This window comes from Psychroserpens sp. XS_ASV72 (assembly GCF_041224425.1).
In the GTDB taxonomy this organism is placed as follows: Bacteria; Bacteroidota; Bacteroidia; order Flavobacteriales; family Flavobacteriaceae; genus Psychroserpens.
On the sequence record NZ_JBGFGL010000067.1, the window covers coordinates 111,039 to 136,927 of the forward strand.

At 35.1% G+C, this 25,889-nt stretch carries 27 protein-coding genes; 9 read left to right on the top strand and 18 right to left on the bottom strand.

The features are described from left to right. The first annotated feature begins 46 nt into the window (after window positions 1-46). Window positions 47-3,004 carry a glycoside hydrolase family 3 N-terminal domain-containing protein gene (locus AB9K26_RS01580; protein WP_369970780.1) on the top strand — a complete coding sequence of 986 codons (2,958 nt, stop codon included), beginning with the start codon at window positions 47-49 and terminating at the stop codon, window positions 3,002-3,004. A 119-nt stretch (window positions 3,005-3,123) separates the two neighbouring features. Then, a complete protein-coding gene (gene bshA / locus AB9K26_RS01585; protein ID WP_369970781.1) occupies window positions 3,124-4,260 on the top strand; it encodes an N-acetyl-alpha-D-glucosaminyl L-malate synthase BshA in 1,137 nt (378 codons plus the stop codon). Here bshA and AB9K26_RS01590 read toward each other — a convergent pair whose 3' ends face one another. The 14 genes from AB9K26_RS01590 to AB9K26_RS01655 form a co-directional block, all read right to left on the bottom strand. Beyond that, window positions 4,261-5,175 (bottom strand): YitT family protein, encoded by a 915-nt coding sequence (locus AB9K26_RS01590; RefSeq protein ID WP_369970782.1) that lies wholly within the window; start codon window positions 5,173-5,175, stop codon window positions 4,261-4,263. Between the two features lie 10 nt (window positions 5,176-5,185). Then, complete coding sequence (locus tag AB9K26_RS01595) at window positions 5,186-6,061, bottom strand: alpha/beta hydrolase (protein WP_369970783.1); 876 nt, start codon at window positions 6,059-6,061, stop codon at window positions 5,186-5,188. Next, a complete protein-coding gene (locus tag AB9K26_RS01600; protein ID WP_369970784.1) occupies window positions 6,058-6,285 on the bottom strand; it encodes a hypothetical protein in 228 nt (75 codons plus the stop codon). The genes AB9K26_RS01595 and AB9K26_RS01600 overlap by 4 nt, the downstream gene beginning before the upstream one ends. Before the next feature lie 52 nt (window positions 6,286-6,337). Then, on the bottom strand, window positions 6,338-7,102 hold the full coding sequence (gene trpA / locus AB9K26_RS01605; protein ID WP_369970785.1) for a tryptophan synthase subunit alpha: 765 nt from the start codon (window positions 7,100-7,102) through the stop codon (window positions 6,338-6,340). A gap of 110 nt (window positions 7,103-7,212) precedes the next feature. Then, complete coding sequence (locus AB9K26_RS01610; RefSeq protein ID WP_369970786.1) at window positions 7,213-7,479, bottom strand: GIY-YIG nuclease family protein; 267 nt, start codon at window positions 7,477-7,479, stop codon at window positions 7,213-7,215. An 81-nt stretch (window positions 7,480-7,560) separates the two neighbouring features. Continuing rightward, the gene (gene trpB, locus AB9K26_RS01615) at window positions 7,561-8,742 is read right to left on the bottom strand and encodes a tryptophan synthase subunit beta (RefSeq protein ID WP_369970787.1); all 1,182 of its coding nucleotides are present in this window, start codon (window positions 8,740-8,742) and stop codon (window positions 7,561-7,563) included. Continuing rightward, window positions 8,726-9,346: a phosphoribosylanthranilate isomerase gene (locus tag AB9K26_RS01620; RefSeq protein ID WP_369970788.1), complete on the bottom strand. Its 621-nt coding sequence runs from the start codon at window positions 9,344-9,346 to the stop codon at window positions 8,726-8,728. Before AB9K26_RS01620 ends, trpB begins: the two co-directional genes overlap by 17 nt. Further along, window positions 9,343-10,128 carry an indole-3-glycerol phosphate synthase TrpC gene (gene trpC / locus AB9K26_RS01625; protein ID WP_369970789.1) on the bottom strand — a complete coding sequence of 262 codons (786 nt, stop codon included), beginning with the start codon at window positions 10,126-10,128 and terminating at the stop codon, window positions 9,343-9,345. Before trpC ends, AB9K26_RS01620 begins: the two co-directional genes overlap by 4 nt. Further along, window positions 10,128-11,120 carry an anthranilate phosphoribosyltransferase gene (gene trpD, locus AB9K26_RS01630; RefSeq protein WP_369970790.1) on the bottom strand — a complete coding sequence of 331 codons (993 nt, stop codon included), beginning with the start codon at window positions 11,118-11,120 and terminating at the stop codon, window positions 10,128-10,130. The genes trpC and trpD overlap by 1 nt, the downstream gene beginning before the upstream one ends. An 82-nt stretch (window positions 11,121-11,202) precedes the next feature. Beyond that, window positions 11,203-11,511, bottom strand: a complete 309-nt coding sequence (locus AB9K26_RS01635; protein WP_369970791.1) for a four helix bundle protein — start codon at window positions 11,509-11,511, stop codon at window positions 11,203-11,205. 51 nt (window positions 11,512-11,562) lie between these two features. After that, window positions 11,563-12,135, bottom strand: a complete 573-nt coding sequence (locus tag AB9K26_RS01640; protein WP_369970792.1) for an aminodeoxychorismate/anthranilate synthase component II — start codon at window positions 12,133-12,135, stop codon at window positions 11,563-11,565. Then, window positions 12,132-13,532, bottom strand: coding sequence for an anthranilate synthase component I family protein (locus AB9K26_RS01645; protein WP_369970793.1), 1,401 nt, complete (start codon window positions 13,530-13,532; stop codon window positions 12,132-12,134). Before AB9K26_RS01645 ends, AB9K26_RS01640 begins: the two co-directional genes overlap by 4 nt. Window positions 13,533-13,772: 240 nt before the next feature. Beyond that, window positions 13,773-14,345 carry a YceI family protein gene (locus AB9K26_RS01650; RefSeq protein ID WP_369970794.1) on the bottom strand — a complete coding sequence of 191 codons (573 nt, stop codon included), beginning with the start codon at window positions 14,343-14,345 and terminating at the stop codon, window positions 13,773-13,775. Next, the gene (locus tag AB9K26_RS01655) at window positions 14,342-14,803 is read right to left on the bottom strand and encodes a MarR family transcriptional regulator (protein ID WP_369970795.1); all 462 of its coding nucleotides are present in this window, start codon (window positions 14,801-14,803) and stop codon (window positions 14,342-14,344) included. Before AB9K26_RS01655 ends, AB9K26_RS01650 begins: the two co-directional genes overlap by 4 nt. A 106-nt stretch (window positions 14,804-14,909) precedes the next feature. Here AB9K26_RS01655 and AB9K26_RS01660 point away from each other — a divergent pair, with 106 nt between their 5' ends. The 5 genes from AB9K26_RS01660 to AB9K26_RS01680 all read left to right on the top strand — a co-directional run bounded on the left by AB9K26_RS01660 (window position 14,910) and on the right by AB9K26_RS01680 (window position 19,433). Then, window positions 14,910-15,428 (top strand): TlpA family protein disulfide reductase, encoded by a 519-nt coding sequence (locus AB9K26_RS01660; protein ID WP_369970796.1) that lies wholly within the window; start codon window positions 14,910-14,912, stop codon window positions 15,426-15,428. Window positions 15,429-15,436: 8 nt separating this feature from the next. Continuing rightward, on the top strand, window positions 15,437-16,051 hold the full coding sequence (locus AB9K26_RS01665; protein ID WP_369970797.1) for a thioredoxin family protein: 615 nt from the start codon (window positions 15,437-15,439) through the stop codon (window positions 16,049-16,051). A gap of 119 nt (window positions 16,052-16,170) precedes the next feature. Then, entirely contained in the window at window positions 16,171-16,485 is a 315-nt protein-coding gene (locus AB9K26_RS01670) for a rhodanese-like domain-containing protein (RefSeq protein ID WP_369970798.1), read from the top strand. 13 nt (window positions 16,486-16,498) lie between these two features. Further along, on the top strand, window positions 16,499-16,897 hold the full coding sequence (locus tag AB9K26_RS01675; RefSeq protein ID WP_369970799.1) for a rhodanese-like domain-containing protein: 399 nt from the start codon (window positions 16,499-16,501) through the stop codon (window positions 16,895-16,897). Window positions 16,898-17,027: 130 nt separating this feature from the next. Then, on the top strand, window positions 17,028-19,433 hold the full coding sequence (locus AB9K26_RS01680; protein ID WP_369970800.1) for a protein-disulfide reductase DsbD domain-containing protein: 2,406 nt from the start codon (window positions 17,028-17,030) through the stop codon (window positions 19,431-19,433). Here the strand turns inward: AB9K26_RS01680 and AB9K26_RS01685 are convergent, their stop codons facing one another. Together AB9K26_RS01685 and AB9K26_RS01690 are read right to left on the bottom strand one after the other, a co-directional pair. Continuing rightward, the gene (locus AB9K26_RS01685; RefSeq protein WP_369970801.1) at window positions 19,434-20,162 is read right to left on the bottom strand and encodes a nitroreductase family protein; all 729 of its coding nucleotides are present in this window, start codon (window positions 20,160-20,162) and stop codon (window positions 19,434-19,436) included. Window positions 20,163-20,186: 24 nt separating this feature from the next. Continuing rightward, a complete protein-coding gene (locus AB9K26_RS01690; protein WP_369970802.1) occupies window positions 20,187-20,429 on the bottom strand; it encodes a hypothetical protein in 243 nt (80 codons plus the stop codon). A gap of 126 nt (window positions 20,430-20,555) precedes the next feature. Between AB9K26_RS01690 and AB9K26_RS01695 the strand changes: the two genes are divergently transcribed. Next, window positions 20,556-22,868: a transglycosylase domain-containing protein gene (locus AB9K26_RS01695; protein ID WP_369970803.1), complete on the top strand. Its 2,313-nt coding sequence runs from the start codon at window positions 20,556-20,558 to the stop codon at window positions 22,866-22,868. A gap of 93 nt (window positions 22,869-22,961) precedes the next feature. After that, the gene (locus tag AB9K26_RS01700) at window positions 22,962-24,320 is read left to right on the top strand and encodes an NAD-dependent succinate-semialdehyde dehydrogenase (RefSeq protein WP_369970804.1); all 1,359 of its coding nucleotides are present in this window, start codon (window positions 22,962-22,964) and stop codon (window positions 24,318-24,320) included. Window positions 24,321-24,337: 17 nt separating this feature from the next. Here the strand turns inward: AB9K26_RS01700 and AB9K26_RS01705 are convergent, their stop codons facing one another. Continuing rightward, window positions 24,338-24,814 carry a hypothetical protein gene (locus tag AB9K26_RS01705; RefSeq protein ID WP_369970805.1) on the bottom strand — a complete coding sequence of 159 codons (477 nt, stop codon included), beginning with the start codon at window positions 24,812-24,814 and terminating at the stop codon, window positions 24,338-24,340. Between the two features lie 31 nt (window positions 24,815-24,845). After that, window positions 24,846-25,754: a sialate O-acetylesterase gene (locus tag AB9K26_RS01710; RefSeq protein WP_369970806.1), complete on the bottom strand. Its 909-nt coding sequence runs from the start codon at window positions 25,752-25,754 to the stop codon at window positions 24,846-24,848. Window positions 25,755-25,889 lie beyond the last annotated feature (135 nt).

Here is a 25,889-nt window from a genome sequence, read left to right on the forward strand (position 1 = left end):
TGGCATAGTTTTTAGTTGTATATAGATGTAAATGTAGAATAGATTTATGCGAAAATTTTTGTCCCTCATTGCCACTTGCTTTTATTGCCTTACACTGTTTTCACAAAATGAAGCACATCCTTTAGTTACTAAAGATAGGATTGATCAACAAAAATGGGTCGATAGCTTATATCAAGCTATGACTTTAGAAGAACGAATTGGTCAATTGTTTATGGTTCAGGTGTTTTCGAATCAAGATAAAGCAACTGAGAATAAAATAGCTAGACTTATAAGGGACCAACATATAGGTGGATTGATTTTTTCAAAAGGAGGTCCAGTTCGTCAAGCCAAACTCAATAATTTATACCAAGCCATTTCTAAAACGCCTTTGCTTATCGGTATGGATGCCGAATGGGGTTTGAGTATGCGTTTGGATTCTACCTATGCTTTTCCATGGAATATGACCCTTGGAGCCATAAGAGATAACAAGTTAGTGGAACGTACAGGTTATCAAATTGGAGAACACTGTAAACGAATTGGCGTGCATTTTAATTTCGCACCTGTAGTCGATATCAATACCAATCCTAAAAATCCTATCATCGGAAATCGTTCTTTTGGGGAAGATCGTGATAATGTTACTGAAAAAGCCTTAGCCTTTATGAAAGGGATGCAAAAAGCAGGTGTTTTAGCGAATGCCAAACATTTTCCTGGACATGGTGATACTGAATCAGATTCCCATAAAACCTTACCAACTATTAATTTTGATGAAAAACGGATTGATTCCGTTGAGCTCTATCCCTACAAAAAGCTAATTAAAGAAGGATTGAGTAGTGTCATGGTTGCCCATCTGAATGTTCCAAGTTTGGAAACCAGAAGAGGATTTCCTTCATCCTTATCAAAACGAATTGTTACAGATCTTCTAAAAGATTCTCTTCAGTTTAAAGGATTGATTTTTACAGATGCCCTAGAGATGAAAGGTGTTGCTGATTATGTTGAAAAAGGTGTTGATGGTGTTAGTGTGACTAATATGCCAGAAGAAGGGAAGATTGATTTAATGGCATTTTTGGCTGGAAACGATGTGATGCTAATGTCTGAGAACCCAGAGGAAGCCATTAAAGCGTTTGTAACTGCTTTTGAAAACAAGATCATTACCGAAGAACGTTTGGCACATTCAGTAAAAAAAATACTGATGGCTAAATACAAGGTCGGACTTTATGATTACAGTCCTATTGGGCTCACAACTATTAATGAAGATCTCAACCGCATTAAAGACGATTTATTGTACGAGGAATTAATGGAGAATGCCATAACGGTATTAAAAAACAAATCTGAGATTTTACCACTTCGAAATCTCCAAACCAAAAAAGTCGCCTATGTGTCTTTTGGAGATGATGATGGGACACCATTTTATAATGAGTTAAAAAAATATACCAAAGTCCATCATGTGAAAGCTGAAAAGTTGGATGAGATGATAAGTAAACTTCAGAATTACAACACCGTGATTATTGGCTTGCATCGTTCTAATGACAATCCGTGGAAATCCTTTGAGTTTACAGATAAAGAATTGGTTTGGCTATATGAAATTGCTAGAACCAATACGGTTATTCTAGATGTTTTTACAAGGCCTTATGCCTTAATCGATTTAAAAACAATCACTAATATTGAAGGGATTGTGATGAGTTATCAGAATAGTGCAATCTCCCAACAAAAATCTGCACAAGCAATATTCGGAGCGTTTCCGGTTAAGGGATCCTTACCAGTAACATCAGGTGAATTTTTTAGAGTTGGTGAAGGAATAACCTACAACACTTTGAATACTTTAAGTTATGGGTTGCCAGAACGTGTAGGTATGAGTTCGGAATTATTGAAACGTGTAGATTCAATTGCTCAATATGCTGTTGATGAAGCAATGACACCTGGAATTCAACTGCTTATCGCACGAAAAGGAAAAGTGATCTTCAATAAGAATTATGGTTATCATACCTATGAAAAGAAACAAGCTGTAAAGTTTGATGATGTTTATGATGTAGCATCACTCACTAAAATTTTAGCCACCTTGCCATTGGTCATGGAATTGGAAGAAAAAGGGGCTTTTACGCTTGACACAAAGCTTTCAAAATTATTGCCAGAGTATACGTCTTCAAACAAAAAGAATGTCACTTTAAAACAGATGCTTTCCCACTATGCGAGATTAAAGCCTTGGATTCCATTTTATGTGGCGACATTAGATTCGGTAACCAAAAAACCCGATCCAAAATATTACAGACGTAAAGCTTCACCAAAGTTTAATGTCAAGGTTGCAGAAGACATGTACTTGAGAAGTGACTATCCAGATTCCATCCAAAAAATCATAAAGGAAAGTGATTTGTTATCCAGATTACGTTATCGTTACAGTGATATGCCGTATTATATCCTAAAAAAATATATTGAAAAGTACTACAATAAGACTTTGGATGAATTGGTTCAAGACCATTTTTACCAATCTCTGGGAGCCAATTATACAACCTATAATCCTTCAGTGAAATTTAGTGATTTTAATATCATCCCAACAGAAGTCGATGATTATTTTAGATATCAAGAGGTTCATGGCTATGTACATGATATGGGAGCAGCCATGCAAAATGGCGTAGGCGGTCACGCTGGAATTTTCAGCAACGCTAATGATGTGGCTAAGATCATGCAATTATACCTCCAGAAAGGTTACTATGGTGGTAAACGTTATTTCAATACACAAACACTTGATAAGTTCAATACTTGCTATTATTGTGATGAAGATAATAGAAGAGGTGTAGGCTTTGATAAACCACAATTAGGAGATGCTGGTCCGACGTGTGGTTGTTTGTCTATGACAAGTTTTGGGCATTCCGGATTTACGGGAACCTATGCGTGGGCTGATCCTGAAGAGGAAATTGTGTATATCTTTTTAGCCAATAGAACTTATCCTAAAGCTGGACAAAACAGGTTGTTAAGGGAAGATATCCGAACCAAAATCCAAGAGGCCATTTACGATGCCATCATAGAATAATCTTTCCAAAATGTTAAAAGCCTTCTTAGTTAACTCCTAGAAGTTTTATCTTTACCCTTAACTAAGAATGATATGTTAGGTTTTTAATGTAAATAAGACCTATATAAAAATCAACCTGAATGAAAGTAGGCATAGTTTGTTACCCAACCTTTGGAGGAAGTGGAGTCGTTGCAACAGAATTAGGATTGGAATTGTCCAAGCGTGGTCACGAAATCCATTTTATCACTTATAGTCAACCTGTTCGATTGGAGTTGCTTAGTAACAATGTGCATTATCATGAAGTAACAGTTCCCGAATACGCCTTGTTCTTATATCAGCCTTACGAATTGGCCTTATCGAGTAAACTTGTAGATATGGTCAAGCTACATAAGATTGATATATTGCATGTGCATTATGCCATTCCGCACGCCTATGCTGCATATATGGCCAAAAAGATGTTACAGGAGGAAGGAATTTATATTCCGATTGTTACGACGCTTCACGGAACTGATATCACTTTAGTTGGAAGTCATCCGTTTTATAAAACTGCTGTAGCCTTCAGTATCAATAAATCAGATGCAGTGACTTCAGTATCTGAAAGTTTGAAAGAAGATACGCTTCGTCTATTTGATATCAAAAAAGAGATTGATGTCGTTCCAAATTTTATAGATATAGATAAACATCACAATCACTTTACCGACTGTCAACGAGGTATGATGGCTGAAGATAATGAGAAAATCATAACTCATATCAGTAACTTTAGAAAAGTAAAGCAAATTCCTGATGTGATTAAGGTTTTTTATAATATCCAGAAAGCGATGCCAGCAAAATTAATGATGGTTGGTGAAGGTCCAGAACGCGAATCGGCAGAACTGTTATGTGAGCGCTTAGGTATTATTGATAAAGTCATATTTTTTGGAAACAGTAATGAAATCGATAAGATTTTATGTTTTAGCGATTTGTTTTTATTGCCTTCCATAACAGAAAGTTTTGGTTTGGCGGCCTTAGAAGCTATGGCCTCAGGAGTTCCTGTTATTTCCAGTGATACAGGAGGTATTCCTGAAGTAAATAGTCACGGTGTTTCTGGGTTTTTAAGTTCTGTGAATGATGTTGAGGACATGTCCAAAAATGCCATTCATATTTTGAGTGATCCAGAGCGATTACTTGAATTTAAGCGAAATGCCAAAGAGGCTTCAAAACGTTTCGATATTCATGAGATAGTTCCTCAGTATGAAAAGATTTATGAGGATACTTTGCAAAAATGCATGGTAATTTAATTACAATTCTTGCTCAGAAATATAAGCTGCGAGTTTTTTGTCATTCTTTTTGTTGAGGTAGCGTCTTAAAACACCTCCTTTAACACTATTGACATCAAACTCTACAATAAAGGCTTCCTCGTCAATATGGGAAACAATTCGGTACATCTTCTTGATGTCAATACGATTGATGATGGTATGTATAATATCAAAATCTTGTATTTCACCTTTACTTCCGAAGCCTTTTTTTCCTTTATAAATGGTCATTCCTGCTCCCAATTCCTTAATGATTGAAATCTTTATAGCTTCATATTCTTTGGAAACAATGGTAATACCGATAAAATCTTCAAATCCTTCAATAATCAAGTCGGTCACTTTAGCCGTAACGATATAAGTAAGGATGGAATACAAAGCAATCTCAACAGAAATGACGAGTGCTGTAATTGAAAATAGAATGACATTGAAGAATAAAATAACTTTACCAATACTGATCCCAAAACGATCATTGATAAAAACACCCAATATTTCTGAACCATCTAACACCGAACCATTTCTAATGGCTATGCCAATTCCAGATCCGAGAAAGAGTCCGCCAAAAATGGAAATGAGCAATTTATCGTCTGTTATGGTGTCGAAATTTTCAAAGTGAATAAAAAGAGCCAAGCCTAAAATACTGATAATCGACTTTGCTATGATTCGTTTTGAAAGTGTGAAATAGCCAAGAATAAGAAACGGAACACTAAAGATTATGAGTAATAACGAAAGGTTAATATCAACGAGTGTTTCGATTAAAAGAGCGACTCCTGTGACACCTCCATCAAGAAATCCGTTTGGTAATAAAAAAGCTTTTAATCCAATACTGGCAAGGACAATTCCCAAAAAAATTTGAGCATATTCGGAAATTGTTTTGAGTACTTTTTTTCGTTTCGATTCCATAAAATTAAGATTAATCTTTTATTGCCTTGCTAATAAAACGTATCCCATCGGGAAGTGCCGTTTTCCAATAATTCCAATCGTGTGAGCCATCTTTAACTCGATACTCGTGTGGAATTCCTTTCTGTGTTAATAAGATATGCAATTGGGCATTTCCAACAGTTACAAAATCATCATCACCACAATCAAAATAAATTTGAATTGATTTAAGAATGTTAGCATTAGTATGTTTCACCCAATGCAAAACATCATAATCTTCAATTGTACTATTGAGTCTATCTTTCCCTTTTTTCCCAATCACAGATGGAGAAATGCGACCAAAATAAGGTTCAAAGGTCTCAGAAGCTTCGTTTGCAATTTCCTCTTCAGTAGAGATTCCTGCACTAAAGGCCACACTAACTCCAAATATATCATGGTGTTTAAACGCTAATCGTAAAGCACCAGAGCCTCCCATTGATAAGCCACAGATGGCACGCTGTTTTTTATTTTTTTTTATTCGGTATTTAGATTCAATTAAAGGAATAAATTCAGTTATAAACATATCTTCATAAGGGTAGCTGCCATCCTCTTTGTTCATGTATAATCTATCATCTCCATCAGGCATGATGACGACCATCGGAACGATGTCTTCAGATGTAATAAGCTTGTCAACTGTAGTTTGTAAGTCGCCAATTCTAATCCAATCGGTTTCATTTCCTAAGAATCCATGGAGGAGATATAAAACTGGATATGTTTGTTCGGATGAGTTATAATTTTCAGGCAAGTATACCGAATAGTTTATCTCCTTATTCAATAACTTACTGTCTATAGATAAACTTTCCATAATGCGACTCTGACCAAAGCCATAATGACCATAAATCAGAAGCATGAAGACAAGAATTTTTTTCATGATGGATGCTTTACACGAATTAATTTAACAAAAACCAAACGCATTAATAAAACCCATGGAAATCCATGAAGAAAGGTATCAAACCAATCCATGGCCTGCATGCCTTTGGCACCTCCAGCAATCCATTTCAGTTTTCCCCAAATGTGCGGTTCTGGAACGAATGGTGCTAAGCCTAAAGTGAAACAAAGGAGCAGGATGATTTTATAGTTATTGAGTGTCTTCATGCATTAAGTATAGATTGTATAAAACCTATTCAAAAATAATGAATCAGCTTTTTTAATTTCTGATATCATCTATAAATTTTGATATGTCCTCTAAAGGGTTATTCTTCAAGAATTTAATAAAAGCAGAACCTATAATTGCGCCTTTACTATAAGTTGTTGCTTGCGTAAAGGTATCATGGTTGGAAATTCCAAAACCAACTATCTGTGGATTTTTCAAATTCATATCAGCAATGCGCTTGAAATAATCCAATTGTGGTTTTCCAAAACCAGATTGACTACCAGTAACACTAGCAGTGCTAACCATATAAATGAAACCATTAGAAATTTCATCAATGTACCGAATGCGTTCTTCAGAGGTTTGAGGCGTTATTAAAAGCACATTTATAAGATTGTGTTTGTCAAATATAGTTTTGTAGTTGTTATGATAAACATCTACTGGTAGGTCTGGAATGATCAGTCCGTCAATACCTATATCCTCACATTTGGCACAAAAAGCTTCGACGCCATATTGCAGTATCGGATTGAAATAACCCATAATGATTAAAGGAATGGAAACGGTATTTCGAATATCTTTTAGTTGTTCAAAAAGGATTTCGGTTGTCATTCCATTTTTTAAGGCTTGGGTTGAACTTTGCTGAATGGTTGGTCCATCTGCTAAAGGATCGCTAAATGGTAATCCGATTTCTATCATGTCTACACCACTTTTTTCCAAATTCTCAATAATAGAAACGGTGTCATCAAGATTCGGAAATCCAGCTGAAAAGTAGATAGACAATAATTTTTTGTCTTCCTTGAGTTTATGCTGTATTCTGTTCATTTTTTCTTTTCAGTAGCTGAAATAAATTCAGTTTAACTTATTTTTTAATTATTGATAACTATTTCAAAAGGACGATCTCATCGTCAACCTGAACTTGTTTCAGGTTCTCATTATATTTGTAATGTATTTAATTTTCTAATTAAGTTAAGTTTCCATTCCTTTTTCCAGTTTTTGATTTGTTTTTCACGTGCTAAAGCTTGATTGATATCGGTGAATTCCTCAAAGTAGATTAAATCCTTTAGATTGTATTTTGAAGTAAATTTTGAACCAATGCCCTTTTGGTGTTCAATTATTCTCTGACTTAAATTTGCAGTGATGCCAACATAAAATGTAGTTCTGTATGTATTAGTGATTATATAGATATAACTTTTTTTCATGACAAGATGAGATGCTGAAACAAGTTCAGCATGACGTTCCAGTTTTTAAGTTTTATTCTTTTTTTGTGAATCCTGTTCATTTTAAAGTTTAAAATAATCAATATAATTCTCTAAATCTTTGTCGCCTCTACCAGATAGGTTGATGACAACAATGTCGTTTTTCTGAAATGTTTTCTGATTAAAAATGGCTAAGGCATGAGACGTTTCAATAGCTGGAATAATACCTTCCAACTGACTTAGTTCTAGACCAGCAATCATGGCTTCATCATCTGTAATCGATATGAATTCTGCACGACCTGAAGCATATAAATGTGCATGCATTGGTCCGATACCAGGATAATCCAATCCAGCAGAAATAGAATAAGGCTCAGTAATTTGTCCATCATCGGTTTGCATCAAAAGCGTTTTGCTTCCATGGATAATCCCTTCTCGGCCAAGCATTGACGTTGCAGCACTTTCTCCAGAATAAACACCCTTTCCAGCAGCTTCAACTGCAATAAGATTGACATCAGTATCGTTAAGGAAATGATAGTAAGCACCAGCAGCATTACTGCCTCCTCCAACACAGGCGACTACATAATCAGGTTTGTCAGTGTTTTCTTGTGCCTTCAATTGTACTTTGATTTCTTCTGAAATTACTGCTTGAAATCGTGCTACCATATCTGGATAAGGATGAGGTCCAACCACGCTTCCAATAATATAATGTGTATCTATCGGATTGTTGATCCAATCACGAATAGCTTCATTGGTAGCATCTTTTAAGGTTTTGCTTCCCGACTTAGCAGGTCTAACTTCAGCGCCTAACATTTTCATGCGTGCCACATTAGGTGCTTGACGTGCCATATCGATTTCTCCCATATAGACTATGCATTGCATTCCCATAAGCGCACAAACTGTTGCTGTGGCAACACCATGTTGTCCAGCACCTGTTTCGGCAATGATTCTAGTTTTTCCGAGATGCTGAGCCATTAATATCTGACCAATGGTGTTGTTGACTTTATGTGCACCTGTATGATTTAAATCTTCTCGTTTTAGATAAATCTTGGTGTTGTACTTTTTACTCAATCGTTTAGCAAAATAGAGAGGAGAAGGCCTTCCAACGTAATCTTTCAAAAGTTGTTCAAACTCTTTTTTGAACGAAGGTTTACGCATTATCTCGAGATAATTGAGACGTAGCTCCTCAACATTTGGATAGAGCATTTCAGGAATAAATGCACCTCCAAAATCACCATAATAGCCTTTATTGTTAATATTGTAGTTCATACATAAATTGTTTTAAATCTTTATGGTTCTTTAAACCAGGTTCTATTTCAAATTTGCTATTGACATCAATGGCATAACAATATGTGGAAGCTTCAGTTTTTAAAAATAATTGCAATTCTTTTGTTTCTTCAAGTCCGATGCCACCACTTAAAAAAAAGGGTTTTGTGGATGAATACTTATTTAAGATGTTCCAATTGAATGTGTAGCCATTACCACCTGGAAGCTTTCCTTTGGTATCAAATAAAAAGTAGTCACAACCAGTTTCATAAGGCCTCAATACGGAAAAATCAAAGTTGTCATGAATACTGAAAACTTTTATGATTTCAACTTCTAATCCTTTTAATTTTAAACAATACTCTGGAGATTCATTGCCATGCAGTTGTACGGCATTTAAGTTGTGTTTTTTTACGGAGTCCATTACGACGTTTATTTCAGCATTGACAAACACACCAACCTTTTTAATGTGTTCAGGTAAGTCAGGAATCTTGCCATCAAAAAAGCGGGTTGATTTCTCATAAAAAATAAATCCGAGATAGTCTGGATTTAATTCAGCTATGGTTTTAATGTTTTCTGTATTTGTCATGCCGCAAACTTTCAATTTCATGACTCTAAGTTTTTGATGAATTCGGTTGCGCTTTGACCTGGATCATTCGTTTTCATGAAGTTTTCACCAATCAGAAAACCTTGGTATCCATACAATTGAAGTGATTTAATAGCTTTAGTATTGCTGATGCCACTTTCTGAAACTTTAATAAACTCATCAGGAATCAAATTGCTTAAAGATTTACTAGTTTCTAAACTAACTTCAAAGGTTTTAAGGTTACGATTATTCACGCCAATCATATCAATAGTTGGCATCATGGATTTTTGGAGTTCTTCTTCATTGTGAATTTCCAATAGGACATCTAATCCAAGTGATTTTGCTAAAGTTGAAAATTCAGAAATCTCTTCTTTGGTCAAAATAGCTGAAATCAACAATATGGCATCTGCGCCAAAGGCTTTAGCTTCCACAATTTGATAGATGTCAATAGTGAAATCTTTTCTCAATAGTGGTAAAGTGCAACTCGCTCTTGCCATGAGCAAATCGTCTAAACTACCACCAAAATATTTACCGTCGGTAAGAACCGAAATGCCACAAACTCCAGCAGATGCATAACCTTTAGCAACATCATAAACATTCAAACTATGATTGATGGTCGCTTTGGATGGTGAGCGACGTTTATGTTCGGCAATGATACCATTTTTACTTTGCGCCAGTCGTTCGGACAAGGCTATAGGTTCTCGATTAAAAAGTACTGATTGTTCTAGTTGCTGAATAGGTATCAACTCTTTTTTATAGTTGATCTCAATGCGTTTGTCACGTACTATTTTTGATAGGATATCCATTAGTTCGTCAATTCTATAAGTTGTTTCAATTTGGTATTTGCTTGTCCGCTTTTTAGGCTTTCCTTGGCCAATTCAAAACCATCTTGATGAGAGATTTGTTGAACTGTAGCTATCGCTAAACCTGCATTGGCACAAACCACATTGTTTTGTTCTTCAGTTCCATTACTTTCAATAATAGTTTTAAATATTTTAGCTGCTTCATCAACAGTAGCTCCTCCAAAAATGTCTGAAGGTAAAACTTGATCAATATTTAAATCACTTGGATGCAACATGATTTCTGAGTTGTTAGTCACAATTTTGGTGTTTCCGGTGAGTGAAATTTCATCATAGCCATCCAATGCATGAACAATACTGTAGTTTTTATCTGTATTTTGATACAGATAACTGTAAAGTCGTTGTAATTCCAAACTAAAAACGCCTACCATTTGATTTTTTGGAAAGGCTGGATTCACCATTGGTCCGAGCATATTGAAAAATGTTTTTACACCTAATTCACGTCTTATTGGCGCCACATTTTTCATGGCAGGATGGAATAGAGGAGCATGCATGACACAAATTCCCGCTTTATCAATGCATCGCTTTAAAATGTCTTCATTATTTGTGAATTTAACACCTAAGGCTTCCAGTACATTTGAAGATCCTGATGCTGAAGATACACCATAGTTGCCATGTTTAGCAACTTTAATTCCTGCGCCAGCAGTTACCAAAGAGGATAACGTTGATATGTTAAAAGTGTCTTTGCCATCACCACCAGTGCCACATAAATCAATGGTATTAAAATCTGATAAATCCACAGGAATACACAATTCAAGCAAAGCATCTCGAAACCCTTGGAGTTCTTCAATGGTAATACTGCGCATCATGTAAATGGTTAGAAAGGAAGCAATTTGGCTTGTATTGTATTGTCCTTCTGAAATATCTACCAATACACGTTTGGCTTCCTCAGTAGAAATGCTTTCGTGATTTATTAGTCTGTTAAGTATATGCTTCATTGTTTTTTAGAAATGAGATCTTAGATAATAGAATCTAGATTTTTGAAAATTTTTTAATTAATGTATAAATCATTTTTTGGATTTAAGTTAATAATTCAAAAACATGTTTTAATTCGTTTTCTTGTAAATACCCGATTCTGTTTATTAAAATTAATTGGGTGTTCAATTCATTACAAGATCCATTGGCTATGGATAAAAAATGTTTGAATTCTTTGTTAGAATTCCTAACAGCACCTTCTGCTATATTTGAAGGAATTGATATTGCACTTCTTTGTATCTGGCTAGTTAAACCATATTTTTCTTCTGAAGGTAGCTTTGTACAAACATTATATACTTCTTCAACAAGAAGCATTGATTTTTGCCAAACCACTAATTCTCTATAGTTGTTCATGTCTATTGTCTAATATCTATCGTCTAATATCTATTGTCTAATATCTAAAATCTATTGTCTTTTATCTTTTATCCAGTTTTCCAAAATTTGCTTTCCTTGTGGTGTTAAAACCGATTCTGGATGAAACTGTACGCCTTTCACATCATAAACTTTGTGCCTCAAGGACATGATTTGTCCATTGTCATCAAAAGATGTGGCTTCCAAAGCTTCAGGTAAATTGGTATCGACAACCCAAGAATGGTAGCGACCCACTTCAATTTGTTTGGGCATATTATGAAATAGAATTTCATCATCTACAGTAATCTTTACTAAAGTGGCTACACCATGAAATACTTCATTAAGGTTGCTTATCGTTCCACCGAAGACTTCTCCAATAGCTTGCTGACCTAGACATACACCCAAAATACTTTTTGTAGGTGCATAGGTTTTGATAATGTCTTTAAGCAATCCAGCCTCATCAGGTATTCCTGGCCCTGGAGATAAGACTATTTTTTCAAAGGGTTCAACCTCTTCAAGACTTAATTTGTCGTTTCGTTTTACGATGACTTCACAGTGTAAATCTTCTAGATAATGGACCAGATTATAGGTGAAACTGTCATAGTTGTCAATTACTAATACTTTCATATCTCTTTTGCTAATTCTATCGCTTTTGTTAAGGCGCCAAGTTTGTTATATACTTCCTGAAGCTCATGTTCAGGATTTGATTTAGATACCAATCCTGCTCCAGCTTGCCAATGCAATCTATGGTTTTTGCTTAAAAATGTTCTGATCATGATAGCATGATTGTAGTTTCCTTCAAAATCCATAAAACCAATGGCGCCACCATAAAACTCACGACTAGTTTTTTCGTAAGTTTCAATGAGTTGCATCGCTTTGTGTTTTGGAGCTCCACTAAGGGTTCCTGCTGGGAACGTGTCAGCAACCACTTGAATGGTTGGTGTGTTTTTGTGAATTTTTCCAGTGACCTTACTCACTAAATGAATCACGTGAGAAAAAAACTGAGCTTCTCTGTAGGTCTCTACTTTAACCTGACTGCCATGACGACTTAAATCGTTTCGAGCCAAGTCGACCAACATCACATGTTCGGCATTTTCCTTATCGTCTTCAGCGAGTTGCTTTGCTAGCTTTTGATCTTCCTCATCGTTCCCAGTACGTTTAAAAGTTCCAGCGATTGGATGGATTTCAGCTTGTGAATCCTTTACCACTAATTGTGCTTCTGGAGAACTTCCGAAGATCTTAAAATTACCGTAATCGAAATAAAATAAATATGGTGACGGATTGATACTTCGCAAGGCTCTATATACATTGAACTCATCACCTTTAAACGCTTGCTCAAATTTTTTAGACAATACCAACTGAAACACATCACCTCGAGCACAATGTTTTTTTGCTAATTCTACATGCGTTTTATAGTCCTCATCTGTGAGGTTTGAGGTTATTTCTGAATCGGTCTGAAAATTATAAGATGCAAAATTCTTGGAATGGATCAATTGAAGTACTTCATCAATATTGTTTTCAGTTTCAAAACAATGTGCAAAAATATAGGCTTCGTTTTTAAAATGGTTGATGGCAATGATATTTTGATAAACGGCATAGTAGATGTCAGGAATTCCCAAAACCTTATCCTTTTTCGAAATATCGATATCTTCAAAATACTTAACAGCATCATAGGCTGTATATCCGAATATACCATTATTGATGAATTTGAAATTGGTATCTGAATTGATTTTAAAACGTTTAGTGAACTTGTGAATTTCTTCCGTTACGGAAACGCTTTCTGTATAGTTTTTCTTTGAACTTCCATCGGGATATAGTTGTTCAATGGTGTTGTTTTTAACTTGAATGGAGGCAATCGGATTGAAGCAGATATAGGAAAAACTGTTGTCATTGGCATGGTAATCACTACTTTCCAATAAGATACTGTTAGGGTAATTATCTCGAATTTTCAAATAGATACTCACTGGTGTAATGGTATCTGCCAATATTTTTTTGTAATGTGTATAGAGACTAAAGGTTTTCATTGTTGTTTAAATTAAAAAAGGCTTGTCGTGAATGACAAGCCTTTTCAATATTTTGTAAAAATATACTATAGGTTTAGTTCACGAAGACTGAGTTTCGAGAATTCCACCACCAAGTATGATTTAATTTTGTGTTCATAATTATCAGGTCCAAATATAGAAATGAAATTTTAGAATTCAAATAAAAGAGAAAAGATTCTCACAAGTCGTGAGAATCTTTTCAAGCTATTAATCAAATTTCAATTAATATTTAAGAGTAACGTTGATGTCAAATTCATCATAAATAGCCTTGTCTTTTAAATCATCAAAGAAACTATTGGAACGGTATTTAATATCATATTTTGTTCTGTCAATTTTAAAATTAGCAGTTACAGTGTTTCCATCAACCGTCATTTTCAAAGAATGAGGAAGTGTTTGTCCTTTAATGGTCAAATCTCCAAATACTCTGTAATCTCCATTTTCTCCTGTGACTTTGTTGATTTTGAAAATGGCTTTTTTATGTTGGTCTACACCAAAAAAATCATCAGATTTAAGGTGGCCTTCTAATTTTTCTTTTCCTCTACCAGCCTCTAAATCGGTTACATTTATAGTGGTCATATCGATTACGAATTCACCTCCAACTAAGTTTTCACCATCGAATTGTAAAGCACCTTCAGATAAATTGATGGTACCTTCATGAGATCCAGTTACTTTATAACCTTTCCAAGTTACAGAGCTATCTTTTACAGCTACTTTTTTATCTTCAATGGTAGTGAATGAGGCAATAGATATTGCTAATACCATTAGCAATCCGGTTTTTAAAATGTTGTTTTTCATTGTTCTTTTGATTTAAGTTTTAATAATAATTTGTTTAATTGTTCTAATTCGGTCATTGTCAGATTTGAGGTGATGTCTTTTTCTGTTTGTTCAATAATTACATCTAAGGTTTTCAATATTTCTAGACCTTCAGAAGTAATGTAAATTTCAATCTTGCGTCTATTTTCCTTGCATTGATTACGTTTGACAAACCCCTTTAATATTAATTTATCTACTAAGCGCGTTGTGTTACTCATCTTATTCACCATGCGCTCTTGAATATCTTGCAGATTTATGGGATTACCTTTTTGTCCTCTTAAAATCCGTAATACATTAAATTGTTCTATAGATAAATCGTAAGGTTTCAAAACAGCTAAAATTTCGTTTTTTACCCATGTGCTGGATAAAAACATATTGATTACCATTTGCTTTTCTAATGGTAATCCTGTTTTTGTTTTTAAACGTTCCTTTAGATTCATTTATATACAATAATTGTATATACAAATGTATACTTTATTTTAAATATCAAAACTAATATTTTGTTAAAGTTTTAATTCCGAATGGAAGGAATACTAACTTTATATCATGAAGTATTTATGGTTATTGGTTTTGGTTCTTACTTTTTCATGTAAAGAACAGGAACATAAAAAGGAAGTTGCAACTTTGTCTGATCCGGAAATCTCAAGTGAAACATTAGAAGTTTATGATTTTGATGGATTGCAGAAGTTTTTGAATACAACAGACGATAAAGTCCATGTGGTTAATTTTTGGGCGACTTGGTGTAAGCCTTGTGTGAAAGAATTGCCATATTTTGAACAAATCAATGAAAAATATAAAGGTGATGTAGAGGTCTTGTTAGTGAGTTTGGACTTTCCTAGTAAATATGAAACAAAGTTAAAACCTTATATAAAGGAAAAAAAATTACAATCAAAAGTGGTCGCTTTAGATGATGTGAACTCAAATGTATGGATTCCAAAAGTAGATGAAGAGTGGACTGGAGCTATTCCTGCAACGATTATTTTCACAAAGGACAAACGCAAATTTTATGAGCAATCTTTTGATTATACAGAACTTGAAAACGAAATAAAACAATTCCTTAAATAAATAAACCCATGAAAAACACATTTAAAACAGTATTCTCGCTAATTACCATTGTGGCTTTATCGTCCTTTACCTATTTAGGAGGAGGCCATGGTTATCATGTTGGCGATGTTGCTACAGATTTTGAATTAGAAAACATTGACGGTAAAACAGTTTCCCTATCCGATTATAAATCGGCTAAAGGATTCATTGTCATCTTTACCTGTAACACGTGCCCTTATGCAGTGGCTTATGAAGATCGTATAGAAGCTTTGAATAAGAAGTATGCAGATCAAGGCTATCCTGTTATCGCTATTATGCCTAACAATACAGATGTAAAGCCTGGCGATAATATGGAAGCAATGCAAGCTCGAGCTAAGGCTAAAGGATTTACCTTCCCATATTTAATGGATGAAGGTCAAAAGATATATCCGCAATATGGAGCGACCAAAACACCTCATGTATATGTATTACAAAAAACCACAAAAGGTAATGTTGTTAAATACATTGGAGCTATTGACGATAATTACCAAGATGCCAGTGCTGTCAACACAAAATATGTAGAAGATGCCGTAGATGCTTTGTTGGCTGGAAAAGAAATCAAGGAAACTCAAACCAGAGCTATCGGGTGTTCTATTAAAGTTTAAAATCATTTGACAAAGAAAATTTATGAACCTGGAGTGTAACACTTCAGGTTTTTTTTCGTCTTTTTCATAAGGAAAAGTTAATTTTGCATGGTTTTTGATACTAAATTAATTTATCAATTATGGCAGATTTAACACAAGAAGAGTGGATTTCAAAATTGAAATCGGATAATAATGCAGTAATTTTAGACGTTAGAACACCTATGGAAGTGGCTCAAGGAGTAATACCTGATGCCATTCATATCGATATTCATAGAGGTCAAGGCTTTGTTTATGAGGTAGATCAATTGGATAAAAACAAAAGTTATTTTGTGTATTGTAAAGTAGGAGGGAGAAGTGGTCAGGCTTGTGCTATTATGAATCGATTGGGATTTGAAAAAACATACAACCTATTAGGAGGCTTCAGTGCATGGCAAGGTGAAGTATCCTATTTATAAACCAATCAAAAAAATGAAACATTTTAGAATTTTAACACTAATGGTTATAACGCTTTTGCTTTTCAATTGCAAAGACAATAACAATTCTACAGTAAAAGTGATCACTCCAGATGAAATGCAAACCCTTCTGGAGTTGGAAGAAGTTCAAATTGTTGATGTAAGAACTCCTGAAGAGTATGAACACGGTTTTATCAACAATTCTCAAAACATCGACTTTATGTCACCTACATTTGATGAGGATATTGCTAAGTTGGATAAGTCCAAACCTGTTATCTTATATTGTAAATCAGGTGGTCGCAGTGCTAAATGTTCCGAAAAGCTTGAAGAAGCAGGTTTTGTGAAAATTTATGACTTGGAAGGTGGCATCACCCAATGGCAATTTGAAGGCAGGGAAGTCAAAACTTTTGAATAAAAAATTGAACCGAACATTATGTTCGGTTTTTTTATGCCTTACATTGAGATTTGTTAATCTAGTTCTAATGCGCTCGTTTAATCCTATTGTTTTTTATAAATTAGCGTCATTCAATACCTAATGACTTTTGATGAAGAATCTTGTTATAACACTGTGTAGTGTTTTAGTGTTTTCCCTAACAGCTTTTGCCCAAGTTTTAGAACCTGTAAAATGGGAAACTTCTGTTACTAAAATATCAGATACTGAATACGATTTAATTGCCACAGCTACTATCGATGAAGGTTGGCATTTGTATTCACAAAATGTTCCTGAAGACGGACCAATTCCTACGACGTTTAATTATACTACAACAAGCGATTTTAAATTGGTTGGTAAAACACTTGAAGATGAAGGTCATACCATTGACGATCCAGTGTTTGAAATGAAAATCAAGTTTTTTGAACTTAAAGCAGACTTCAAACAACGCATAAAAATCTTAAATAAAGATTTGTCTATAGTTAAAGGTGAAGTCGAATTTATGGTCTGCGACGATAAGCGTTGTTTGCCTCCAAGCTATGTCGATTTACAGTTTGATCTTTCTGTAGGACAAGAAATTAATAATATTCCTGCTGGAGGATTATTTCAAGCTTCCAGTGATGAAGCATCTCAAATAGTAGAACCTGTTAAATGGAAAAGCGACGTTGAAAAAATTTCGGATACTGAATTTGTTCTAGTATCAATAGCATCTATTGATAAAGGTTGGAAACTTTACTCTCAAAATGTTCCTGAAGACGGACCGATTCCTACTGAATTTATATATGAATTGCCTGAGGGTGTTGAATTGGTTGGAACAACTTCTGAACCTGAAGGACAAGTAGTTCAGGATAAAGTCTTTGAGATGGAAATCAAATTCTTTAAGAACACAGCAGAGTTTAGACAACAGGTTACATTAGCAGATAGTTCTGTTAAAGCAATTACTTCTGAAGTTGGATTTATGGCCTGTAATGATGAAAGATGTACAGCACCAACGTATGTGGATTTAAATTTTGATTTGACCAATGTTACAAAGCTGGCATCTGCAGAATCAACTTATACTTCTTCTAAAGAAGATGGTGCCACGCGAGGCTTATGGTCGATTTTTATCGTGGCGTTCCTTTCCGGTTTTGTTGCTTTGTTAACGCCTTGCGTCTTCCCAATGATTCCAATGACGGTTAGTTTCTTTATCAAACAAAGTCAATCTAAAGCAAAAGGAATCAGAAATGCCATTATCTACGGCTTGTCAATTATTGTGATTTATGTATTGCTAGGAACGATTATTACAGCCATTTTTGGTGCGGATGCTCTCAATGCTCTTGCGACCAATGTATGGTTTAACTTGATATTTTTCTTACTACTGGTGGTATTTGCTATTTCCTTTTTGGGCGCATTTGAAATTGTGCTTCCAAATTCTTGGGCAAACAAAGCAGATCGTCAAGCCGATAGAGGCGGATTTATTGGTATTTTCTTTATGGCCTTGGCATTGGCCATTGTGTCATTTTCATGTACAGGACCAATAGTGGGTACGATTTTAGTAGAAGCTGCTTCTAAAGGAGGTATTGCTCCAGTTGTTGGTATGCTTGGTTTTTCAGCAGCTATTGCATTACCTTTTGCATTATTTGCAGCATTTCCAGGATGGTTAAATTCCCTACCAAAATCAGGAGGATGGTTAAATACGGTTAAAGTGGTTCTCGGATTTTTAGAATTGGCATTGGCATTTAAATTCTTGTCTCAAGCAGATTTAGTATTACAATTACACCTGCTTGAGCGTGAAGTGTTCTTAGCCATATGGATTGCTATTTTTGGAGCCTTGTCCTTATATCTCTTCGGAAAAATACAATTACCTCATGATTCACCTTTGAGTCATATTTCCGTAGGCCGATTGATGCTCGGGCTCTTAACCTTATCGTTTACAATTTACATGATTCCTGGACTTTGGGGAGCACCATTGAATCTGATTAGTGCATTTCCGCCACCTTTAGATTATAGTGAATCGCCTTATGGTGTAGGGAATTCCAAAAATGGAACGGCATTGAGTGCTTCCGATCATTCCGAATTGCCCGAGGGTGGACATTTGTTGGCACCTCATAATATTCTAGCATTTAACGATTACGATAAAGGTCTTGCTTATGCTAAGGAAGTTGGAAAACCAGTCATGATAGATTTTACGGGTTGGGCTTGTGTGAATTGTAGAAAAATGGAACAAAATGTTTGGGTCAAGGACCGTGTTTTGAATACCTTAAAGAATGACATTGTTTTAATTTCTTTGTATGTAGATGATAAGCGTCCGTTGCCTGAAGATGAAGTTATGGAATCAAAACTAAGACCAGGAAAAAAACTAAAATACATTGGTCAGAAATGGAGTGAACTACAAACCATAAAATATAAAACCAATACGCAACCTTTTTATGTTCTAATGGGTCATGATGAACAAAATTTAATCGCTCCTGTTGGTTATACGCCTGATGCAGATGAATATTATAATTGGCTTAGCGAGGGAATTGGTAATTTTAAGAAGTAATTATTTTTCAAAGTAAACTTCCTCAAAGGGTACTCGAAATCGTGGACCATAAATTCCTTTGTCGTCTCTAATCCCACAGCCAATAATCATATTGATTTCGGCTCCTCGAGGTAATCCCAAAATTTGTTTTACACGAAGGGTGTCACTTCCTTCCATAGGGCAAGTATCATAACCTATAGCAGCCATGCTGATCATGAAATTTTCGGCTGCTAATCCTGCACTCTTATGAGCAACAATACGCATATCGCTTTGCCTGGTTTGACGATAAATGGGTCTAAATAATCCAACGATCTGAAATATCCAATATCTTAAGAAGCCAAGGATTCCGAGAATATCAAAATAGATGTTAGGAATTAATTTTTTATAATAATCGGTAGCTTGTTTTTTGCGTTTTTGCAACCTTGGTTCTAGGTCAGGTTTGTCAAAAGCCTTATTCAAAAATGCAATATTGGCTTGAGCGCGTTTTCTCCATAGGTCTTTTCTGGTAACCACAACTACTAATTGTTGTGCAGTTTTAGCTGCATTTTGATTAAAGCAGGCTTTAGCTATAGCTCCTAAGGTGTCCTTTGAAGTAACATGGTAAAACTCCCATAGTTGAAGATTGCTACTGGTAGGTGCTAACGCTGCATTTTGCAAACATTGCTTAACTTTTTCCGAATCGATAGCAATATCTTTATAGATACGTGTCGATCGTCGGTATTGAATGGCTTCGGTAACTGTTTTTTCCATAGATGAAAAATAAGTAATTAAAATCTAGGAGAAAAACCATCCATAACATTTAAGTCCTAACCAATATCCACAACCTAGTATAAAAGGGTAGAATAAGAATAACCAAAGGTAATCCAATACTTGAAGTTGACTAAAAGTTGCTGAACCATTTTTGGTTAACAGTCCGATAAAGTCATACCAGGATTTTAATCCGAGATAAGCGGCCAGTACATTTGCTATAATGGCAATAATAAGGATAAAAAGACCTATAAGATAAATTTTAAGCATAGAAGTTTATTCTTAAAGATAAGAAAATGATTATGAAACAGTTGATTCCCAATATTGAAAAAAAATGGTCATAAAACAACAATTTTACAATTTCGTCCGTATATATTTAAACCGCTATTCTGAACTATGAGACCAAAAATCAAATCCCTTTGGCTAAAACGTAGTATTAAAGCTTTTGGGCTTGGTCTACTAATGTTTTTTCTATTCTTTTTTTCTGTGTACATCGGACTTTGGGGTAAACTACCTACAAAAAGCGAGTTGAAGGATTTAAATCAAGCTGAGGCTACGGTGCTTTTAGATGCCAATGAGGAACTTTTAGGGAAGTATTTCATTTTTGATCGTCAGATTATTTCCTATGAGGATCTACCACAGCATTTGGTTGATGCTCTTATTGCAACTGAAGATGCACGTTTTTATGAACACAGTGGTGTCGACTATACTAGTTTTTTACGTGTATTTTTTAAGTCTATTCTTCTTCAGAATAATAGTTCAGGAGGAGGTAGTACCATAAGTCAGCAGTTGGCTAAAAACATCTATGGTAGAGAAGATTTTGGTTGGTTTAGCATGCCTGTTAATAAAACCAAGGAAATGATTTTGGCAAAACGCTTCGAAAGTGTGTATTCCAAGGAAGAAATTATTGCCCTTTACTTAAATACGGTCGCATTTAGTGAAAATGTTTACGGCATCGAAAGTGCTTCTCAACGCTTTTTCAGTCAAAAAACCAAAGATTTGAGTTTATCGCAAGCAGCAGTTTTGGTCGGAACTTTAAAAGCACCACATAGTTATAACCCAAGATTATTCCCAGAACGTAGCCAATTGCGTCGTGACGTGGTTTTAAAGCAGATGGAAAAATACAATTACATTTCTTATGAAGTAAATAAAAAAACATGTGAACAGCCACTAGAGATTCAGTATAGAAGATTCAATCACTCTGAAGGAATTGCACCTTATTTTAGGGAATTGGTTCGTAAAGATGTGATTAGGATTTTAGACAGTATCAATTCGGAAACTAAGTCAGAATACAATCTTTATAAAGACGGATTAAAAATCCAAACCACAATCGATATTGATATGCAGCGTTATGCCGAAAAGGCTATGAAGCAGCATATGTCGTCATTGCAATCGCAATTAGAGGCATCTTATGGATCACGAGCACCTTGGCAATCCAATACGTCATTAATTGATAAAAAAATCAAGCAATTACCAATTTATAAACGCTTGAAGAAAACAGGGTTAAAAGAAGGCCAGATTATGGATTCCCTTCAAGTCAAAAGTAAAAAATCATTGTTTTCCTGGAAAGGTGAGATAGTGAAAGACCTCTCAACTATCGACAGTTTAAAATATATGATGAAGTTTCTCAATTCAGGATTTTTAGCAGTTACTCCACAGTCAGGTGCCATCAAGGCTTATGTAGGAGGTATTGATTTTGAATATTTCAAATATGATCATATATCACAATCTAAAAGACAGGTTGGTTCAACGTTTAAGCCCTTTGTGTATGCAACGGCTTTAGAACAGGGAATGAAAGCTTGTACGTATTATTCGGTTAAGGAGGTTACTTACACAAATCAAAAAGATTGGACACCAACAAACTCTGGAAAGGAAGAAGAGGATCGGCACTTAAATTATTCTTTAGAAAAAGCCATCAGTGAATCGGTCAATACCATTGCCGTAAAAGTTTTGGAAGATGTTGGGATTGATGCCGTTACAAAGCAAGCTCATAAAATGGGAATTCAATCGAAACTACCTCAAGTACCTTCATTAGCATTGGGTACAGCCGAATTGTCAATGCTTGAACTCACCACGGCATTTACAAGTTTTGCTAACCAAGGTCAAGTTTCTAAACCCTATTACATCACTAAAATTGTAGATAAATCTGGTAAGGTCATTTATGAAAGTCCGAAACCGCAATCATCAGAACCTGCCCTGTCTGAAACAACAACAGAGACTATGATTGAAATGATGAAATCTACCATCAATACTGGTACTGCCAGACGTATTCGTACAACTTACGGATTGCAAAACGATTTGGCAGGAAAAACAGGAACTACCCAAAATAATAAAGATGGTTGGTTTGTAGGGATCAGTCCAAACTTACTTATGGTTTCATGGACAGGCAATGATGATCATCGTTTAGGGTTCAGTAATACAGGAATAGGCCAAGGAGCCAATTCAGCTTTGCCAACAGTAGCTTTATTTTTAAAACAACTGAATAGTGACTCAAAATATAATGCTATTACCAAGGCTAAGTTTGATACGCCTTCTGAAGATGTCATTGCTGCCTTGGATTGTCAAGATGAAAAGCGAGATGGATTTTTAAAACGTCTTTTTTCAAAAGATAAAAAAGAGCGAGCCTTTGAATCTGAAGAGGAAGAGAAAAAGAAGAAAAAGAAAGGTATCTTTTCATTTTTAAAAAAGAAAGACAAAAACCAATCTTAAAAATTTAAGGTTAGATGTCCTAAAATTATATTAAAACGGTCGGCATTATGGTTTAAGATTAAAAAAACTCTTATCTTAAATAAAAACATAATAATGGCTACAATAACAACTACAAATCCTTACACCCAAGAAGAACTTAAAACATATTCCTTAATTTCTGATAACGATTTAAATGCAAAACTTGAGCTTGGCCAAGAACAGTTTGACCAATGGAAATCAGTTTCTATTAAAGAGCGCTCTAAGTTATTAAAGCAAGTGGCTAAACTATTGCACAAGCGAACTGAGAAATATGCCAAACTAATGCTTTCTGAAATGGGAAAACCAATAACCCAAGGAATAGCTGAAGTTGAAAAATGTGCTTGGGTCTGTGATTTTTATGCTAAGAATGCCGAACGGTTTTTAGCCGACCAGCTTATTGAAACAGATGCAAAAGAAAGCTTTATCAGTTATGATCCACTAGGTGTGATTTTGGCAATCATGCCGTGGAATTACCCATTTTGGCAAGTGATGCGATTTGCCGCACCAACACTCATGGCTGGAAACACTGCTGTTTTAAAGCATGCTTCCAATGTTAGTGGATGTGCATTGGAAATCGAGCAATTGTTTTTGGATGCTGGTTTCCCAAAAGGTTGTTTTCAGACGCTTTTGGTTTCCCACGAACAAATTGAGACCATCATTTCTAGTTCTACAATTAAAGCGGTAAGCTTAACAGGAAGTGAACCAGCAGGAAGAAAGGTTGCTGAGTTGGCAGGATCACAATTGAAAAAGTGTGTTTTGGAATTAGGAGGAAATAATGCTTGTATCGTTTTAAATGATGCCGATTTAGATAAACATATTAAAACCATGGTTCAGGCCAGAATGCAAAATGCAGGACAAAGTTGTATTGCAGCCAAGCGTTTTATAGTTGAAGCATCAATTTATGATGAATTCATGAAAAGATTTCAAGACGAAGTCTCAAATTTAATTTTAGGAGATCCATCACAAAATGAAACCGATATGTCTGCAATGGCTCGTGAGGATTTGGCTAAAGAAGTTGAGCAACAAGTTCATAAGTCTATTGATAAAGGTGCCAAAGTTGTTTATGGTAATTCCAGAACTGGAGCCATCTTTCAACCGACCATCGTTGAAAATGTACAACCTGGAATGCCGCTTTTTGATGAAGAAGTGTTTGGTCCTGTAGCTGCCATTATTAAAGTAGAAAATGAGGAGGAAGCTTACCAAATGGCAATGAGATCTAGATTCGGATTAGGAACTATGGTGTTTACTAAAGATGTTAAAAAGGCAAGGCATCAGATAGATGATATAGGAGATGGTGCTTTCTTTATCAATGAAATGGTTAAATCAGATCCAAGATTACCATTTGGAGGGACAAAAGCATCAGGTTATGGTAGAGAGTTGTCCAAAGAAGGTATCATGGAGTTTGTCAATAAAAAAACCGTTTACATAAAGTAACTTTTTGACCTTTAAGCTTACTTGCTTTTATGCTGCCTTATGATCTTCTTTATAGCTCTGGTTGGTTTCATGTTATTGTTGCTGTCTGAACAATAGTTCACCAATATCGTTTCAGCTTTGGTATAAATCTCGTCGGCAGTTAGATCTTTTTCTCCTTTATGTTCGATAATGGCTTTTGACATTGCTGCTAGATACAATCCAAACAAATCAGAATTCCCTTTGGTCAGATCCATTTCCCTTTCACCAATTTCAAAGTAATAGTCTGGTGTACCTTCCATCCATTTCATGATATATTGTACAGCGGTTAAACGATTAAAAGGCTCATAATCTGAGGGATTTTCAAAAAGGTAGTTAGCACATTTTAAAACAACATCCTTTTCAGTACGATAACTCTCAACATACTTGAATTCGTACTTGGAAAGTTTTTCAAAATTTTGACAAAATGAAAACTGAAATAAAAATGTAATGGCTAGAATAAGATAAAATTGTTTCATAGATTGTTGTGTTAATTATGATTGAAATTTATCATTGTTTACATAAGGCATAAATAGCATTTGCAAACTGTTTTCCCAAGTCAATATAACCGATGCTGTCATAATGCCAAGGATCAGAATATTTATAATATCTAGTGCTTCTCACAATGGTAGCATTGGTGTCAGTTCTCGCAAATTTTTCTTGCGCATATTGAATGAGTTCGCCATATTTCCAAACTTTGCCTACATCACTATTCCAAGAATCCGAAATTTTACCTATTACAATCGGTAAATCATCAGTCCTAAACGTCGCTCGCATCAAGTCCATTAACCGTTTCAGATTATCATAATAACGAAGTGCTATGGCTTCCGTAAATGCGGCATCAGCTTCACCTTGCATCCAAATTATTCCTGTTGGAATAAGATGGTCTTTCTTTCCATTTTCATCAATGTCAGTCGTTTTTAAGGCATTGTTTACTGTTGTTAAAAAATGATCGTATTGATTGATTCCGCTCTTACCTTGAAAATCTGGTTCCCAAGACCCGAAACCTCCTGCCGCTAAACTGTCGATGGAAGAGCCTCCTCGAGAGTATTTAATGATGGCAATTTTTTCGTTGGGATAGAGTTTTTGAAGCTGTTTGGCAAACGATAGCTCGATTCCAAAACGATTGGAAAGCGTATTGGTCTTACCATCAGAAGTGAAACCTGTACCATGTCCAGGTTTTAGGGTTTCCCAAATACCTTTTCCGCCATTTTGGGCTTCATCAGGAACAGGATTGCCTTCAAAAATCCATACATTATCATAATTAGATCGCAATGAATCTGGTAAATCCTTAGTGTATCCAAAGCCTTCCATATTGGATTGACCTCCTAAATAAAACAAACGGATTGGGTCGTTTTCTTGGGACTGTATTGAGACTGAGAAACTAAAAAGAAAGAGAAAAATAACGTATTGTTTCATTTTCTACTGAATATGAATGGTTTTAAATGACTTAGTAAATATAAAAATTTATGGTATTAAGATATAAAAATATCTAGCGTACCAAGTTAAGTCCTGAATAGCTTTGGATGACATTAATTTCAAAATGAGGTTTCC